Below are 17,355 nucleotides of genomic sequence, written 5' to 3' on the forward strand. Positions count from 1 at the left end.
TGAAATTCGCTTATAAATTGAAACACTATAATCCCAAACTCGCCTGCCAGTATTTTACCCAAACACCCTATGTAAAAAAGTCAGTAAAAATGGTAATGTCGCTACAATATTATTGATCACATGCACTGCATAGGAAGGATAAATGCTCTTGGTATAGCGGGTCAAACCAGCAAAGATGATTCCAACTGTTGCAAAGACGAAGATATCTAACAGACTAGGAAAGTTTGAAAAATGAGGGAGAGCAAATAAAATGGACGGAAGAAGCAAATCAAGAGCAAATCTCGAATCTTTAAAAAAGGCGTGTTGCAGTAATCCTCTATAGATTAACTCTTCCATCAGTGGAATCAGAAAGAACAGGGCTATATAGATACCTAGCTCTGCAAAGTTAGTCCCACTATAACCAATCGATACAGCCCAACCTTCCGCAGTTGACTGGACATGTTTAGCTGTCTGAACGTTAAAAGAGATCTGGAGCACTACCACTAATACTGTCAAAATCGAATACCAAAGCCATTTTTTTCTTGGAATGCGAAAGAGATAACCATGGCCTGTCTTAACCAGAATCCAAATCATGACTCCGCTAAATAGCAAACTCAAGATATTTTGAATCCAGAAGAAATTGCCAATCTGGGAAGAAAATTGCCAATAATTTTGAACAATAGACGTCAGCTGAGAAAGACCAAATACGAAAAATAGGTAAGAGAAGACAGCACTCATTTTGAAAAGAAGACGATATTTTTTCATAATAAATCCCCTATAGATGTATGTGTATCACATCGCCAAAACTCTTAGAACTACTCTTTTCATTTTTACATCCTAAAAATCACTACCTCCCCTAGGAAACTAAGGAAGGCAGTGATCACATTTTTAGGAATTAGGAATGAATACACGAAATCAGTTTGTCTTATGATTTTTTGCTTTTCAAGAATTCGTCGTATTGTTTTTGCATTTCATCCAATACTTTTTGGTATGCACCTTCAGATTTCAATTTTTCCATCAATTCTGGAATAGCTTTATCAGGATCTACAGTACCAGTGTTGATAGCTGTATCGAATTGTTGCATTGTGTTAGTGATTGCAGAGATTTCAGATTTCACGCTATCAGTGTTAAAGATGAATCCAAGCGCTGGAGATTCTTTAGCTTCTGCCAATTGTTTCTTAGAATCTTCGATTTGTTGGTCTGTAACGTTTTCGTTGATGTAAAGGATCCAGTTGTTACCAGTGTTCCATCCACCCATGTGAGTGTTTCCTTTGTATCCTTCAAGGACACGTACACGGTTTTCCTTACCTTCAATTTTCTCCCAGTTCTTGCCTTCTGGACCGTAAACAAGTCCATTCAAGAGTTCAGGGTTAGTGTTCAAGAGATTCAACACTTCCATTGATTTTTCTTTGTTCTTAGAGTTGTTTGAGATGACAAAGTTAGCAACTTGAGTTGTTTGGTTTTTCTTGATGAAGTTAGTGAATGGTTTGATTTGGATGTCTTTGTTAGCTACACGAGAGAGCAAGCTGTTACCGTAGTCAGCTGGTCCTACTGTTTCTTCACGAACGAACCAAGTGTCTTGTTGAAGGTCAAATGAAGTGTCGCTTGTTGCTACGTCTTTTGGAATGTATCCTGCTTCGTAGAATTTGTGAAGAGTCTTCAAGTGTTCTTTGAAACGAGGAACATCGTAACGGTTTACGATCTTAGTAGTATCCCCTTCAAGGTCGATAACGAATGGAAGTCCGTTTGCTACTGGGTAGTCAAAGTTTTCAGAAGGGATGAAGTTCTTAGTAACTGCAAATGGTACTACATCTGGAGCTTTTTCTTTGATTTGTTTCAAGACTGGTTCAAGTGTTTCGTATGAATTTACACCTGAAATGTCGATACCGTATTTAGCAAGAAGAGTTCCGTTGAAGGCAAAGTTTTGTGAAGATGCAACGTTAGCCGCAACTGGAACAGCGTAGATCTTGCCGTTTACAGTGTTTCCTTTGATGTAAGCTGGGTCAAGTGCTTTATAAAGCTCTGCTCCTTCTTTCTTGTACAATTCTGTCAAGTCAGCATAAGCACCTTTTTGAGCGTTTACGATGTAGTTATCTGCAAAAGCGATATCGTAGTTTTCACCTGATGATGTGATAACTGACATTTTCTTACCGTAGTCACCCCATCCAAGATATTGGATATCCAATTTAGCACCAACTTTTTCTTCGATGATTTTGTTTGCATTTTCTAGCAATTCATCCAAGTTGTCTGGTTTGTCACCGATTTGATACATTTTGATAACAGGTTTTTCTCCTGATCCTGAGTCTGCAGCTTTTTTGTTGTTGCCTGAAAGGTTTCCACAAGCAGCAAGACTTGCAGCCAAAGCGACTACGCTAGCAGATGCAAAAGCATATTTTTTCCAGTTTTTCATGATAAAAACTCCTTTTTTTATTTTTAAACTTATAAACGATTTAATGATTGTAACTTCAGTCACTAGGATGAAGTTGGGAAGGGAGAAACGGTGTTTCTCAGTAAGTCCTATTCTTTCACACCACCGATGGTCAAACCTTTTACAAAGTAGCGTTGGAAGAATGGATACAGAATTGCAATCGGAAGGGTTGCAACCACAACCATGGCCATACGTCCTGTTTCCTTTGGAAGAGCAACTCCCAGTTGACCAGAAAGGCCGACTGCTTTGGCAATGTAGTCCATATTTTGCTGGATTTGCATGAGCAAATACTGTAATGGATACAAGTTGTCACTCTTGATGTAAAGAAGGGCGTTGAACCAGTCGTTCCAGAAACCAAGAGCTGTCAAGAGCGTGATGGTGGCGATACCTGGAAGTGACAATGGCAAACAGATCTGGAAGAAGATCCGGGCTTCACTAGCACCATCGATACGAGCAGATTCGAGAATGGCTTCTGGAATGGTCTTCTTGAAGAAAGAACGCATCAAGATGATGTTGAATGGTGAAAGGAGCATAGGAACAATCAAGGCCCAAACTGTATCACCCAGTTGAAGCAAGCGAGTTACCACGATATAACCTGGTACCAAACCAGCATTGAACAACATACTAAGTAGGACGAAAATCGTAAAGAATCTGCGGTACTTAAAGGTTGTCCGTGAAATGGCGTAGGCATAAGTGGTTGTGATAAAGACGTTTGTCAAAGTTCCGACTACTGTTACAAATACTGAGATAAAGAGCGCTTGTAGTATCTTATCTTTAAACTGAGCCAAAAACTCGAAACCATCTAATCCAAACTGTGATGGAAAAAAGCTATATCCATGTTGAAGGATGCTCTTTTCATCTGTGATAGAAATCATGATGACAAAGATAAAGGGCAAGATACAAGAGAGAGCAATCAATCCAGAAATAATACTGAAGAATATATCTGCCTTCTTACTAAAGGAGTGAATGCCGACATTATCAATTTTTGCTTTTTTAATTTTTTCTGCCATGCTTTCCTCCTTTCTAGAATAGTGCTGAATTTGGATCGACTCGTCTTGCAAGTATATTTGAGAAGATAACGAGAATCAAACCGACAACGGACTGATAAAGACCAGCTGCTGATGCCATACCAATATCTGCTGTTTGAGTTAAACCATTATAGACATAGACATCTAGTACGTTGGTTACATTGTAGAGCTGACCAGCATTGTGAGGGATTTGGTAGAAAAGACCGAAGTCTGCACGGAAGATGTTTCCGACTGCAAGGATGGTCAAAACAGTTATAAGCGGTGTCAACTGTGGAATGGTTACGTTGCGAATCCGTTGCCACTTGCTAGCCCCGTCCACTGTTGCTGCTTCGTAGTAAGTTGGGTCAATTCCCATGATCGTCGCATAGTACATGACACTGCTATATCCAAAGCCTTTCCAGATACCTAAGAAAAGGAGAAGATATGGCCAAATACCTAAGTCTGCATAGAAGTTAATCCCTTTCACACCAATGGTTTCCAAGAAACGGTTGATAACCCCTTTGTCAATGTTTAGGAAAGCATCTGTAAAGAAACTGATGATAACCCATGACAAGAAGTAAGGGAATAACATAGACGTTTGGAAAATTTTAACCATTCTCTTAGAACGAAGCTCGCTGAGGATGATGGCAATTCCAACCGACACAATCAAACCAATAAAGATGAATCCAAGGTTGTAAAGAACGGTATTACGAGTGATAATAAAAGCATCTTTAGAACTAAATAAGAACTTAAAGTTATCGAAACCAACCCACTTACTATTCATAATACTGTGGATAAATCCTTCGCCACTCATATGGTAGTCTTTGAAGGCGACCACATTTCCAAATACTGGGATGTAGAAGAATAGAATCAACCAAAGTGCCCCTGGTAAAACCATCAAGAGAAAAATCCAGTTATCTCTCAAGGTCTTTGAAAACTTTTTCATAATTTCCTCCCATTTTATTCCTAAAAACTGATTTCATCGAATTTTTAGGTTTGATAACGATTACATTATTAGTATACTCCTATTTGAAGGCTAGGTTAAACTACTAATTATAGAAAAAACTCCACAAATTATTTTATGTGGAGAAGTTTTTTATATAAGAAGGATGTTTCACGAGAAACGCTTTGCATGCGATAAGTGTATTTCCGCTTTACTAATTGAAAACTTGTTCCAATACTGGATGATGAAACACAACAAAATGAACCTGAGCATTTATGATAGCCCCTGATTCATTTTTATCAATCTCTGGTCTTCCTTCGGTGTGTAAAAGAGCAGGATTGCCATCCTTGTAACCAAAGAGAATCACCTCTGTCCCTGCTTCATTCACATAGCAAGCTAGGATATCGAACCGCCTAGAACCTGAACCTGCAATATAGCCATACCATTTAAAAGTATAATTCATTCCATCCACTTGTCCAAATTGCATTATCTGGTCTGGCACTGCAAGTCCATAGTACTTACCATAGGTAGCCAAATTGGTTGACTTGAATACTTCACCTTTACTATCCGAATAAGATCTCATTGCTTTTTTTATCTTGTCTCTTAGAGACCTATTATCTGCAACTGGCTTATCCTCTATAGTTACACTAGTTTTGGAAAGAAACTCCTTAAAACGCTGCGCTAAATCCGTGTTTTTAGTCTCTTCAAAATTCGCAGCACTGATAGTTTCTAGCGTCTTATCTGTATGCAAGACCTGTGCTTGCCCATCTTTCAGTGTAAATAAGTAGAAATGTTTGTCCTGATTGTCATAGTAGGCATCCAAAATCAAGTAGTCATAGGCATTGTCACTGGATACCCCGAAAAGATTCCATCTGACTCTTTTCTGGGAAACAGTTGTTGTTTCTATTTTTTTGATGAGTTCATTTTTTTCATCAAAGTTTGTATGCTCTAGTCTATGATAGGACTGCCCCATAGAAGAAGCCCAGCTTGCAAACTCTTCCTGCCACTTTTCGGTGTTGTACTGGATTAGCTTCTGAAAATCCGAGTAGTTCTTCATAATCAAGGCTTGGTCAGTCGGATTAGACAACTGAAGCTCTTCCATGGCTACAACCGTAGCAGCCATCGGTGATTGGACGGCTGCATCCTTGGATTCTTTTTCGTGGGAAAGAGCCTTTTGATAGGAGTCCGCTAGGTAGTGAAAATAGTTGGTTACTTCCTTTGTTTGTTGCTCCCTCGGTGTTGATGGATTAGGTGCTCTATCCTCTGTCGATTTATGGCAGGCAGATAAAACTAGCACACTCGCACCTAGAACTAGTAGTAGCTTTTTCATGATCAGACCTCCAAACTATTATCTTTATACCTTCATTATACTCCTACCCTATCTCCAAATCAAAAAAACATCTCCATGTATTTAAAAGGAGATGTTTAACTATCTGTGATAAATTTCTAGGTCGTATAAATCGTCGAAGCTGTCGCAATCGTATGCCACTGGTTGGCTGTTGTGGCTGCGAAATACTTGTCTCCATAAAAATCATTAAATGGAAGGATTTCGACTTCTAATTCTTCGATGCGGTCAATCTGCCCTGCCAGATAAGCCTCGATGCGACTTTCTGCGCGCTTGATCCTTTGTAAGAGTCCGCCCATACGGATATCAACCGTATCCAAACCAAAGACCTTGTTTTCTTTCAGCCATTGTTGACTAAAGAGTTTGTGGAAGGTTTCAATCTCACTTCTGAGTTTTGGTAATTCTTCTCTGGCGATTTGCTGCAAGCTGACTTTGTCACCGACTTTATAAGTTTGACGAATGCGTCTTCCCACATCTACTTTGCTACTTAAAATGCCGTTCAACTGGGCCTGAGTTTCAAATAGATAGGCATAATTCCCAGCTTTTTCTTTGATTTCAGCAAGCGTTTCAGCGGCCTGAGCGAAGTGCGGTTTGTCCTGTTCAGGTGTCATGTGTCTGTCAAGAATCGGGCAAAGAACATCCTGATAAAAGACATAGCGGTTGGGATTGATACCACTGAGATTGCCTGGCAAGTCTGGCAAGAGGTTAGCAAGGTCAATCTGCATGAAATCCTCAACTGATAGACCTGTATTGGTCTGGAAATGAGAAGACAAACGGTCTAGGTCATTGCGGTAGCTAAGTTCTGCCCAGATTTGCAAGCTGGGTAGGATAGAGAACTGGGCTGTTTCACCACCATTATCCCCCCAACCTGTCACGATGACTTCTTTGATGTCATTGGCACGACAGGCTTTGTTGGCCTCCATAGCGATGAGACGGCTGAAATGGTTGTTGGGTGTGAAACCAATCCACTTCCAAGCACCACCTGCAAAGGCGATATCTTGGCTAATCTTGTGGTGATTGCGGAAATTACGATTGTACTTTTCTTCGCTATCTTGATAATAATCCCAGTAAACCAAGGTTACACGGTCTTTGAGACGGTCTAGGTAGACACGAGTTTCCTCGGGAATTTCCACATCACAGTCATACTGGCCATCCGCTGACATGAGTTTAAAGAACATATCACTCCACATCTGGCAGTGAAAAGCATACTTGTCTGCAATATCCAGCACGCGCTCCAAGTGTTGACACATGAGGAGACTACGGTCCACAACACCGTTCAAAATGAGGTAGCGCCCCAAACCAACCAAGTGAGCTTCGTCCATCCCAATATTGACCTTGCGTGTCTGCAGTTTAGACAGAGTGGCAAACATCCCGTCAATCAAATCATAAACTTTTTCTTCACCGATAAGGAGAATGTCCTCTACATCACGGAGTTCTTGCACTTCTTTGACACCCCATTTAACGAAGGCCGACAAATGAGCCAAGGTCTGGATGCAAGGCACAAAGGTCATGTCAAACTGCTGGGCGTAAGCTTCGATTTCCTGTAACTCCTCTGCTGAATAAGCCCCACGGAAGTAACCAAAGTATGGCTGCCCCTCAATCTGATAGGTGTCTTCCATGTAAAGCTCAAATGTTGAGTAGCCCATGAGTGCCAAGACCTCAATCATCTGCTTGGCAGAAGCCACATTGAGCACCGCATTTCGAGAACAGTCTGCCATGTAGGCCAAATCCTCATAAGCTGCCTGTTCCTCAATCTCTACTTTGTCACCTTCTACTAGAGCTGTTGCTAGCACTGACAAGGCGCGGTAAAGTTGATGGGGTTTGCGATAAGTCAGTTGATAGTGACCACCCTCACCCTTGATAGAGATAGAGGCTTGGTCAGACTGAGCGACTGCAACTTCCACATCTGGTAAAGAGATATGCTTTGTTAGCAAGTCGATTGCCTGAGTTTGTTTGAAACTAAGTCCTGTAAAAATTACCATTGGTTTTCCTCCTGCAACCAGTTGACAAGGGCACCATAGAGATTGGCATCTGCATGATAGGTGCAAGCTTGGATAACTGGTGCGACTGTGTATTCTTCGTAGGTTTCGACAAAGTTATCGACAGCCTTCTTGACACCTTGGATAAAGTCTGGATTCTGACTGATGGAGCCTCCCAGACTAATGACATCTGGGTCGATGAGATACTGGATATTGAGCAAACCTTGCGCCAGATTGCGGTTCATACGCTCAATGGCTTCTTGACAAAGAGCATTGCCTGCTGCAGCTTCTTGGTAAACCTTGCGTCCGTCCCAGTCAGTTTGACCAGATTTTTCAATCACGTATCGAACCATGTTCCCTGTAGATGCTAGTTGCGACCAGTTGTTGAGCTTTTCTGCTGGTGCAATGGTTGTCATGTAGCCAAACTCTCCTCCCAAGCCGTGGCGACCTCGGTGAAGCTTGCCATTGATAATCATAGCTCCGCCGATTCCAGTCCCAATCACGATACAAGCTGCATTTTCAATCTCTGGGTGAGCCAGCAGTTCACTCAGCCCAACACAGTTGGCATCATTTTCTAGATGGATAGGGAGCTGATGATGAGCAAGAGCTTCATACCAAGAAAAGCCATGGATGTAAGGTACGGCACTGATTCCCTCAATCACCCCTGTTTCTTGATTGACCGCACCTGGTACACTCATGGCAATGCCCTTATAATCTTTCTCTGCCAAGCATTTGCCTAGCCAAGTCAGTAAATCCTCCAAGTTTTCTGGTGTCGGAGTACTTGTCTTATCTAGTATTTTTCCATCAGGAGTCAGACTGGCAAACTTAATCCCAGTCCCTCCGATATCAATGGTTGCAATCGTCATATTTTCACCAAAAAAGGGGCGAATCAGTAGTCAATCCTTACTCTTTCGCCCCTCCTTTCTATCTCATAATATTAGTTATAGAACACTTTAAAACTGTTAAATGTCTTCTTTTTTGATCAATTCTGTGCGAATTTCTTGTGGAGCCAATAGTCCTGAATGAACTGAATATGGTCGTTCAAGTAAGTCAAGCATGGTTTGTTGGTGTTCTGATATGCGCACATTTTCTTGACTCATATTATAGTAACGGAGGACATATCCTTCTTCATTTTCTGCCACTTTAAATGCTGTTGGGCAAACTTGTGGTAAGCTGAGCGCCGCATGGCTCAAGAGACTGCCCGTCGCTGCAACACTTCCTTCTTGTTTAGTAACCTGAAGACTAGTGAACGGTGTTTGGAAGGCTTTGGCACGACGGAAGGCTGAGAAGCGTTCCCCTGCTTGGTGGCATTCGAGAGCAAACTCGACTTCAAACTCACGCAAGCACTGAGCCTCTGGTGTCGGGAAGTAACCCCAGTCACCTAGCTCACCTGAGGCACGAAGGATGGTCACGGCAATGGTATCGTCGCCAAGGATTTCATACTCGTGCAGTCCTTTATTGGCCACCGTCACTCCTTTTTCATCATCATAAAGACTGACAAAGGCTTGTTGGTGTTGAGGATTTTCAGGATTTTCCCATGAAGCCGCTGGTTTATTTGGTCGTGTCACCACCTCATAGATGCTTTCAGAGTCATTGCTTGGACGTGTGTTATGAGTCTTAACCAAGAGACGGATACGGTGGTCTTTGGCTGTGTTAGTAAAGCGAGTCTTAAATCGGATTTGTGGATTATCAACAAAGACGGTCATCTCTGTTTCAAGAGGTAGGGTTGTCAATTCTTCTGAGCGTCCAGCTTCACGCGTCATAAACTCGATGATGCCTCTTTGTTCCGCATCCAGTTTTTCGTCTGCACTTACTGGAATTGTCAATTCATGCTTGAGCAAGATCTTGGCAAAACGAGCTGTATTTTCCAAAACTTCACAGCCTTTCAGCTCGGCGTAGATAGGTTCTGTTCCTTTTGGTTGGAAGTAGATGTACTCATTTCCGATGTCACCACGGTCTTCAAAGCGAACAACATCTTCATAAGCTTCATGAGTTGTCTTGTCGTAGACTGTGATGTTTTCATCCACACTAACCGTTACAAATGGCGTATCAATCACTCCATTTTGGTAAATACCGTCACGGTGTTCTTGTTCTCCTTCGAGCAATTGGAAGGTTGTCCAAGAAAGTGGTGCCAGGTGAACAGGCACTGTCACGCGCACTTGTCGAGCAATACGAGCTTGGCGGAACTTGTCTTTTGGCAAATCATACTCAAAGTTAGCTCCCAAATCTTCGATTTTCGCTTCTACAGCGTGCCCTTCCAAGTCTTCGACACGGTAGTTTGGTAAAGTCAAGGCGGCCATCTTCTTATAGCCTTCTGTTGGGTGCAATTCCTTGAAATCACAAACCGCCACATCAATCACTGTGCTGACAGTGTCAACCTTATCATGCAAGCCTGTGTTGATGACCGTAAAGAGATGGTCGCTTTGGGCTTCGTGGGTTGCAATTTTACCCTTCCACTCGTTGAGAAGGTTGGTCTTAACGAAGTTTCCGACTTGGTTAACCTTGGCAAAACGTGTTTCCATCTCACGGTGAACCTCGTCCACGCTACAGCCACAGATACTGTCATGGGGTGCATTTTGTAGAAGGACTTTCCAAGCATATGTCAACTGGTCCTTGTGGTTATGTCCGCCAGTGATGACGGTCAATGGTTCCACCACTTGTTCTAGCAGATTGCTATTTTCTTGGAAGGCTTGTTTGAGGTAAATCCGTGATGAAGAAGTATTAGCAAGTGTGTACCAACCGTCTGTTTCTTGACTGGTCAACTCACCCGTAACCGTAGATAGTTGCTCAGGCAGAGCACTTTCTACTGCGTGGATATAGTCATCAAAAGAACTATGCACAAAGGTCACATCTGGGAAGAGTTCATTTGCCACACGAATGGCTTCACTCAGATTTCGCTGTACAGGCTGGTGGTCACATCCGTTCATCATCAACCATTGGTTGGTCGAAGCGTAGTCACGCACGTCTGCCAATTTTTGTTTCCAAAAGGCCAGGGCTTCATCCTTATCAACAGGGATTTCATTCCCATTACTGTACCAGTTGGCAAAGAGGATGCCAAGGACACGACTTCCATCAGCACCCTGCCAGTACATTTCTGAAAACTGGGAAGTAAACTGCTCATCTTCGAGGACTTGGTTGTCAAATCCAATCGGCTTCACACCACGGCCAAAGGCTGCCACGTGAATGCCTGATTTTTGAAGGATTTGGGGAGCTTGTCCCATATTTCCAAAGGTATCTGGGAAATAACCAATCTGGGTTGATTTGCCCCATTTTGCACATTCTGCTTGACCAATCAAGGTATTGCGGACGTTGGCTTCGCTGGAAATCAAGTAATCATCCTGCAAGATGTAAAAGGGACCAATTTTGAGTTTGCCTTGGTCGATGTAACCTTGGACTTTGTCGCGATTTTCAGGACGAATTTCCAAGTAGTCATCGAGGACAATGGTTTGGCCATCCAAGTGGAAACTCTTGAACTCAGGGTCATTTTCAAAGAGATCAAAAAGATTGTCAAATAACTCCACCAACTGCATACGGTGGCTTTCAAAAGGTAAGTACCACTCACGGTCCCAGTGACTATGTGAGATAATATGTACGACAACATTTTCCATGAAGTAAAACCTCATTCTAACTTAAATTTTTATTTTTATCTAACTAAAGAACTGACTAGCGAATATCTAGATAATCCAAGACTAACTCACAGAACATCATATTGGCCCAAGAGAACCATTCGCGAGAGTAGAGCGTTGGATCATCTACGTGGAAGCTTTCATGCATGACACCTGTGCCACCATCGCAGGCAACCAGCTGATCGAGCAAGAATTTCTTCTCCGCCTTATCTCTTGTTGTCAAGCCCTGGATAGAAAGGGCGATTGGCCAGATATAGCGATAGAAGGTATGGGAACTTCCAAGACCACTAGCGTATTCTCCTTGGTAGAAGTATGGATTTTCAGGGCTCAGAATGGTGCGGCGTGTGGCTTGATACACTTCATCGTCAATCGCACAGTAACCAAGATATGGAGCAGCCAGTAGACTTGGTACGTTTGGATCATCCATGATGCTGGCATTTCCTAGACCATCCACTTCAAAGGCATAAATCTTTTCGCCCTTGCTATTCGTGGTGTAGGCATAGTTTTCGATACCTGCTTGGATCTCTGCTTGCAGACGTTTAGCGTCTGCGATGACACTCTCGCTATCAGCTAGATTCAATTCTGCAAAGATTTCTTGCACATACCCCAAGACAACTACGGCAAACATATTGGATGGAATCAAATAGCTATACTGACAGCAGTCATCACTCGGACGGAAGGCTGACCAGGTCATACCTGTCACGGCAAAGTCAGGTCCAAAGCCATCATTTACCAAAGTGTCTTCCTTACGGTCGGTATCCCGAACAAAACGATAAGGAGAATGATTGTGGTCTTGTTCCACTGTCCAAAGATGAAGAATTTCCTTGGTTGCTGCGACAAAAGTCTCATCAAACTGACTGGTCTCACCAGTCTCTTTCCAAAGGAGATAAGCCAACTGCAAAGGATAGCAAAGCGAATCCACCTCATACTTGCGTTCCCAAATCCAGCCGTTAAGGTCTGTGTGGTCAGTCTCATGGTGACCCTTCCAGTTCTCCTCAATGTTGAAGGAATTGGCATAAGGATCCTTGAGTACCAAAGTCATCTGACGCTTGACCAAACCTGCAATGGTCTGACGCAAGAGAGGATCTCTTTTAGCCACATGAAGGTAGGGTCTTAGTTGGGCAGTCGAATCACGAAGCCACATGGCAGGAATATCCCCTGTTAATACAAAGGTTGAACCATCTTCTAGAATCTCGACCGTATTGTCCAAGGTGTCTGTATAGCAACGCTCAAAGACATCCACCCACTCGGGATGGTCCTTAGCCCGCTCCGCTACTTCATCTAGCCATTCTCTAACAATTTCTTTCGAATAAATCATCGTGCAGTTTCCTCTTTCAAACAAGTTTCATGTTCAGTATAAAAAAAAACGCCTCCAAAAGATATACACAAACTAAAGGCGTTTTGAAACAAACTTATGAAAAAATTAAGTAGAGATTCCTATTGTTTCGTTTATTCTAAAAATCATAGTCATCATCTAGCATTGCTTCTGCATTTCCCATTAGATACCCCGCACCCACTTGAGAAAAGAAATCGTGATTAGCAGTTTCAATCGAAATACCATTCATGACAATTGGATTCACATCAGACGCTGTGATATTCGAAAAATAACTTTGAAAACCCATATTTTGTAGCGCTTTATTGGCATTGTATTTAACAAATACCTTTATTTCTTCTGCCAAACCAATAGGTGCATAGACTTCATCTGTATATGCAAACTCATTTTCCAAAAGATCATCTAAAAAACGATACATCCAAGTTGTGAACTCATGTTGTTCTGCCTCTGAGAGCTCATCAAAAGTTAAGCGAAACTTATATCCCAGATAAGTCCCATGTACAGATTCGTCCCTAATTACTAATTTGATTAACTCTGCTAGATTAGCCAGTTTATTTTGTCCACGATACCAAAGCGGTATGAAAAAGTTGCTATAATATAGGATTCCTTCTAAAAACACACTCGCAACCATCACCTGTAGAGGGGTTCCATGCTGATACATCTCATTTATCTTTTGAGCCTTATACTGCATTTTAGGATCCTGATTCATCCAATCATATATTTTCTCAATTTCCTTAAAAGTATTTAACGAAATCAATATGGTACCGTATGTCTTAGCATGGATAGATTCCATAAATGTAAAATCACTCAGAACCGCTCTCTCCTTGCGAGTTCGAACATGCTGTTTAATAGAATACAACCCCTCTTCAGATTGAAGCGTATCAAGCAAAGCCAAGCCCCCTACCGCTTTCTTGACAACCTCTTTCTCCGGATCTGATAGTTGCTTCCAATCAAGCAAATCATTTGATACTGGAACACGAGTATCAATCCAAAATTGTGCCGTGGCTTTATCCCAAACATAGTCGTCTAACTCGTCCTCAACTTCTTTCCAATTCAATGTCCGATGTAACATGTAAATCCTCCTCAAAAATTATAATCATCATCACGCGATTCTTCTATCCTATGGATAGATATCTTCCCGAGAAGCTCGTGCTTTCTCAATCTGTTCAACACTCGATCAAGTGTGGAGGGAATCTCTCTATCAACTGGGTATCTCTCTTCAACCCCGATACTCTCTAACAAACGATTGGCTTCTCTTTGTACAAGGTTCCGCGCCAATTTTTGAATGTCAGCATCTACATAAAGTTCACAAATAATCTTCCCCTCTGTTTCTAATATTCTATCAATCATTTCAACAGCCCAGGTTTGAAATGAGATTTGGTCAGCTCTATCCATTCTTGCCAAAAGAAGATTGACTTTATGTATCAGATAGTCACAATGCAACGACTCATTCAAGAGAATCATTTTCACCATTTCGCCAAGATTAGTAAAGCCCTTTTGAATCCACAATTTCATCAAAAAAGCAAGTTGACTATAAGTCATAATTCCTTCCACACAAGTAGCCATAAAGCGCTTCTGAATCGCATTTTTACTATGATATACCGTATCGACTCTTTCTAGTCGCTCCACTACCAATTTATGCTGATCTACCCACTCAAATAAGGATGCCACCTCCTGCTCGTCCTCATTAAAGGAGTATAAAATAGTATTATAGGCCTTGGTATTTACCATTTCAGTGAACTGTAGATTGTTTACAATAGCAACCTCCTGTTGCGAGCGTTCACTATGCCGTATAAACTCCTCCGCCTCTAACGACTGATAAGTTGATAAATTTGCAAGAAAGATCAGCGAGCGATTTAATTCCTGCTTTTCCTCTGCCGACAAACGATTAAAAGCAGGTTTGTCATTTTCAATTGGAATTCGATTGTCTAGCCAAAATAACGATGTCGCTCTCTCCCACGTAGCGTTATCTAATTCATCCTCAATCTCATTCCAGTTGATTGCTTTGTAATATAGAAATTTTTTTGACATCTTCTCTCCTTAAATCATACAAGATTCACAGCTATTTACACTGTTAAATTCGTCATCCTCTGTATAGGTTCTAACATAATAAAGTGATTTTATCCCTTTTCGCCATGCGTAATTCCGAAGACGATTCAAGTCACGTGTCGTTAGCATTGTATTTCCCTTAGTTTTCCATTCATATAGTCCTTCAGGTAATTGAGAACGCATAAAGAGAGTCAGACTCATTCCCTGATCAATGTGTTTTTGTGCGACTGCATACACATCAATAATTTTACGCTGATCCATGTTATAAGCAGTCTCATAAAATGGTAAGGTATCATTAGACAGATACGGAGCGGGATAAAAGATCGATCCCACCTTCTTTTCCTGCCGATTTTCTACCAACTGAGTAATCGGATGAAGAGAAGCGCTCGTTTCATTGATATAAGAAATAGAACCATTAGGCGCTACTGCTAAACGATTTCGATGGTAGAGACCATCTTTCATGACCTTCTCCCTTAGTACCTTCCAATCTTCTTTCGTTGGAATAGGCATATTCTTAAAAATGGCTGCTATCTTAGGAAATCTAAATACAAAATCCTGCTCTACATATGGTGAAAAGTAACTTCCATCGGCATAGCGTGAATCCGCAAATTCATAGAATGTCTCATGTCGCTCTCTTGCGATTCTATTGCTAGATACTAAAGAATAATAATTCAATGCTAAGAAATAAGCTTCTGTAAATTCTAAAGACTCTTTTGAACCATACTTGATTTGGTGCAAAGCGAGGGCTGTGTGTAATCCCATCGCTCCGAGTCCTATCGTATGGTAGAGACGATTTCCCTTATTTACTGTAGGAACCTCTTCGACAGACTCTAGATCCGTAACAGTCGTTAAGGCACGAACCATTGCATCAACAGAGGCAGCAAAATCTTCAGATTTTAGTAAATTAACAATATTAGTTGATCCAAGGTTACAACTAATATCCGTTCCTACCTCATGATAGGACAAATCATCATTCAATACAGATGGAGTCTGTGGTTGCAAAATCTCCGAGCAAAGGTTACTCATAATGATTTTCCCTTTGACGGGATTCGCACGATTAGCGACATCGATATTTAAAATATAAGGATAGCCAGACTCTTGTTGCAAACGGGAAATTTCCTGTTCCAATTCTCTCGCTTGAACAACCGTCTTTTCGATAGCTGGATTTACAACCAATCGGTCGTATTCAGCCGTGATATCTACATACGAAAAAGGGTTCCCATAGACTTTTTCAACATGATAAGGATTAAACAGATACATGGGTTGATTTGTTTTAATCAGCTCGTAATACTTATCCGGAACGACCAACCCCAGAGAGAGGGTTTTAACACGAATTTTTTCATCTGCATTTTCCTTCTTTGTCGATAAAAAGGCGAGAATATCCTGATGAAAAATGTTTAAGTAAACGACCCCTGCCCCATTTCTCTGTCCTAGTTGATTGCTATAGCTAAAAGAGTCTTCTAGTAGTTTCATTACAGGAAGCACTCCCGAAGAAGCATGTTCAATTCCTTTTATAGGAGAACCACTGGCACGTAGGTTCGATAAATTCACTCCAACCCCACCACCAAGTCTAGAAAGTTGCAAAGCAGAATTGACCCCACGTCCGATAGATAACATAGAATCATCAAGATCTATCAGAAAACAAGAAACCATCTCACCACGCCGTTTTTTCCCTGCATTTAAGAATGTGGGGGTCGCAGGTTGGTACCGTTGGGTGATCATTTCCTCCGCAATTTTTGTCGCTAAGTTCTGATCGCCATTTCCTAGATAGAGGGCATTAAGGAACACCCGGTCCTCGAACGATTCCAAATAGGTCTTTGAATCATCAGTCTTTAGTGCATATTGATTATAAAATTTATAAGCTCCCATAAAACTCTTAAAGGCAAAACCATGTTCCTTGATCTTTTGATATAAATCCTCTAAAAAATTACTATCAATCTCACCAGACTCCCCACGATACAAGCCCACAACCTCTTCATCCACATAATCCTCTTGAATTAAATACTGGAGACGTTCTTTCAAACTTGAAAAATGCATCGTATGAGGTTCAATTTCATTCTTTAAATAGTCCGTTAAGGCTTCTCTATCATAGTAAAGAGGAATTTCACCATCAATTGGAATGTTCACCATATTGTTCAAAACAAAATAATTCTTAGTAGCTGACATCTATTTTTTCCTCCACTTTCTCAAAACTAGCTAAAATATGTTTGGAGATCCTCTCTACATCTTCATCTGTCCCACGTAATTCAAAAACATCTATAACAGGAAAGCCAAACTGCTCTGCATATTGAAAAGCCGTTAGACAGAATTGCTTATTGAAATTTCGATTACCACTTCCTATAATTCCTGAGCAATAACGAAAATTTCCTTGATACTCCAAAAATTTTCGAAGGTTTCCCGTTAGAATTTCTTGGAAACCAGTATCAATTCCATTTCCCCCCTCTAGATAAGTTGGTAAAAAACTGACAAAGGGACCATCTACCGTAATCGCTTTTCCCTTTAAATCTTTTATATTCAAAGACTCAACTTCTCTATGATGCGTCGTCTCTATATATTGACTGACCCGTTGTACAAAAGAACTTGTATTCCCACTTAAACTAATATAATAAAATCTAATTTTTTGCATGACTCCTCCTTTTTTGGTACAATATATTGTGTTTGTTGAA

13 protein-coding genes are annotated in these 17,355 nt (G+C 41.2%); all 13 read right to left on the reverse strand.

Translation table 11 applies throughout. From position 1 onward, the window contains the following. Window positions 1-54 precede the first annotated feature (54 nt). The 13 genes from BLS46_RS05730 to nrdI all read right to left on the reverse strand — a co-directional run bounded on the left by BLS46_RS05730 (window position 55) and on the right by nrdI (window position 17,315). A complete protein-coding gene (locus BLS46_RS05730) occupies window positions 55-744 on the reverse strand; it encodes a CPBP family intramembrane glutamic endopeptidase (RefSeq protein ID WP_093586195.1) in 690 nt (229 codons plus the stop codon). A gap of 160 nt (window positions 745-904) precedes the next feature. Further along, entirely contained in the window at window positions 905-2,389 is a 1,485-nt protein-coding gene (locus BLS46_RS05735) for an ABC transporter substrate-binding protein (protein ID WP_000800425.1), read from the reverse strand. Between the two features lie 107 nt (window positions 2,390-2,496). Then, a complete protein-coding gene (locus tag BLS46_RS05740) occupies window positions 2,497-3,417 on the reverse strand; it encodes a carbohydrate ABC transporter permease (protein WP_000818290.1) in 921 nt (306 codons plus the stop codon). A 13-nt stretch (window positions 3,418-3,430) separates the two neighbouring features. Next, complete coding sequence (locus BLS46_RS05745; protein WP_000714573.1) at window positions 3,431-4,360, reverse strand: ABC transporter permease; 930 nt, start codon at window positions 4,358-4,360, stop codon at window positions 3,431-3,433. 211 nt (window positions 4,361-4,571) lie between these two features. After that, on the reverse strand, window positions 4,572-5,687 hold the full coding sequence (locus BLS46_RS05750) for a DUF4767 domain-containing protein (protein WP_093586197.1): 1,116 nt from the start codon (window positions 5,685-5,687) through the stop codon (window positions 4,572-4,574). A gap of 116 nt (window positions 5,688-5,803) precedes the next feature. Further along, window positions 5,804-7,684: a beta-N-acetylhexosaminidase gene (locus BLS46_RS05755; RefSeq protein ID WP_093586199.1), complete on the reverse strand. Its 1,881-nt coding sequence runs from the start codon at window positions 7,682-7,684 to the stop codon at window positions 5,804-5,806. Continuing rightward, entirely contained in the window at window positions 7,678-8,547 is an 870-nt protein-coding gene (locus BLS46_RS05760) for an ROK family protein (RefSeq protein WP_093586201.1), read from the reverse strand. Before BLS46_RS05760 ends, BLS46_RS05755 begins: the two co-directional genes overlap by 7 nt. 96 nt (window positions 8,548-8,643) lie before the next feature. Further along, entirely contained in the window at window positions 8,644-11,289 is a 2,646-nt protein-coding gene (locus BLS46_RS05765) for an alpha-mannosidase (RefSeq protein ID WP_093586203.1), read from the reverse strand. Window positions 11,290-11,344: 55 nt separating this feature from the next. Next, window positions 11,345-12,625, reverse strand: a complete 1,281-nt coding sequence (locus BLS46_RS05770) for a glycoside hydrolase family 125 protein (RefSeq protein ID WP_093586205.1) — start codon at window positions 12,623-12,625, stop codon at window positions 11,345-11,347. Between the two features lie 136 nt (window positions 12,626-12,761). Next, window positions 12,762-13,712, reverse strand: coding sequence for a class 1b ribonucleoside-diphosphate reductase subunit beta (gene nrdF, locus BLS46_RS05775; protein ID WP_093586207.1), 951 nt, complete (start codon window positions 13,710-13,712; stop codon window positions 12,762-12,764). An 11-nt stretch (window positions 13,713-13,723) separates the two neighbouring features. After that, window positions 13,724-14,671: a ribonucleotide-diphosphate reductase subunit beta gene (locus BLS46_RS05780; RefSeq protein WP_093586209.1), complete on the reverse strand. Its 948-nt coding sequence runs from the start codon at window positions 14,669-14,671 to the stop codon at window positions 13,724-13,726. A 9-nt stretch (window positions 14,672-14,680) separates the two neighbouring features. Next, window positions 14,681-16,855: a class 1b ribonucleoside-diphosphate reductase subunit alpha gene (gene nrdE, locus BLS46_RS05785; protein ID WP_093586211.1), complete on the reverse strand. Its 2,175-nt coding sequence runs from the start codon at window positions 16,853-16,855 to the stop codon at window positions 14,681-14,683. Then, window positions 16,842-17,315 carry a class Ib ribonucleoside-diphosphate reductase assembly flavoprotein NrdI gene (gene nrdI, locus BLS46_RS05790; protein ID WP_093586213.1) on the reverse strand — a complete coding sequence of 158 codons (474 nt, stop codon included), beginning with the start codon at window positions 17,313-17,315 and terminating at the stop codon, window positions 16,842-16,844. The genes nrdE and nrdI overlap by 14 nt, the downstream gene beginning before the upstream one ends. Between the last annotated feature and the right edge of the window lie 40 nt (window positions 17,316-17,355).

It is taken from the genome of Streptococcus sp. NLAE-zl-C503 (genome assembly GCF_900104285.1).
Taxonomy (GTDB): Bacteria; Bacillota; Bacilli; order Lactobacillales; family Streptococcaceae; genus Streptococcus.

Excerpts from the sequence above, each read along its gene's own strand:
- BLS46_RS05730 (WP_093586195.1), bottom strand. The coding sequence starts at position 744 with ATGAAAAAATATCGTCTTCTTTTCAAAATGAGTGCTGTCTTCTCTTAC.
- BLS46_RS05735 (WP_000800425.1), bottom strand. The coding sequence starts at position 2,389 with ATGAAAAACTGGAAAAAATATGCTTTTGCATCTGCTAGCGTAGTCGCT.
- BLS46_RS05740 (WP_000818290.1), bottom strand. The coding sequence starts at position 3,417 with ATGGCAGAAAAAATTAAAAAAGCAAAAATTGATAATGTCGGCATTCAC.
- BLS46_RS05745 (WP_000714573.1), bottom strand. The coding sequence starts at position 4,360 with ATGAAAAAGTTTTCAAAGACCTTGAGAGATAACTGGATTTTTCTCTTG.
- BLS46_RS05750 (WP_093586197.1), bottom strand. The coding sequence starts at position 5,687 with ATGAAAAAGCTACTACTAGTTCTAGGTGCGAGTGTGCTAGTTTTATCT.
- BLS46_RS05755 (WP_093586199.1), bottom strand. The coding sequence starts at position 7,684 with ATGGTAATTTTTACAGGACTTAGTTTCAAACAAACTCAGGCAATCGAC.
- BLS46_RS05760 (WP_093586201.1), bottom strand. The coding sequence starts at position 8,547 with ATGACGATTGCAACCATTGATATCGGAGGGACTGGGATTAAGTTTGCC.
- BLS46_RS05765 (WP_093586203.1), bottom strand. The coding sequence starts at position 11,289 with ATGGAAAATGTTGTCGTACATATTATCTCACATAGTCACTGGGACCGT.
- BLS46_RS05770 (WP_093586205.1), bottom strand. The coding sequence starts at position 12,625 with ATGATTTATTCGAAAGAAATTGTTAGAGAATGGCTAGATGAAGTAGCG.
- nrdF (WP_093586207.1), bottom strand. The coding sequence starts at position 13,712 with ATGTTACATCGGACATTGAATTGGAAAGAAGTTGAGGACGAGTTAGAC.
- BLS46_RS05780 (WP_093586209.1), bottom strand. The coding sequence starts at position 14,671 with ATGTCAAAAAAATTTCTATATTACAAAGCAATCAACTGGAATGAGATT.
- nrdE (WP_093586211.1), bottom strand. The coding sequence starts at position 16,855 with ATGTCAGCTACTAAGAATTATTTTGTTTTGAACAATATGGTGAACATT.
- nrdI (WP_093586213.1), bottom strand. The coding sequence starts at position 17,315 with ATGCAAAAAATTAGATTTTATTATATTAGTTTAAGTGGGAATACAAGT.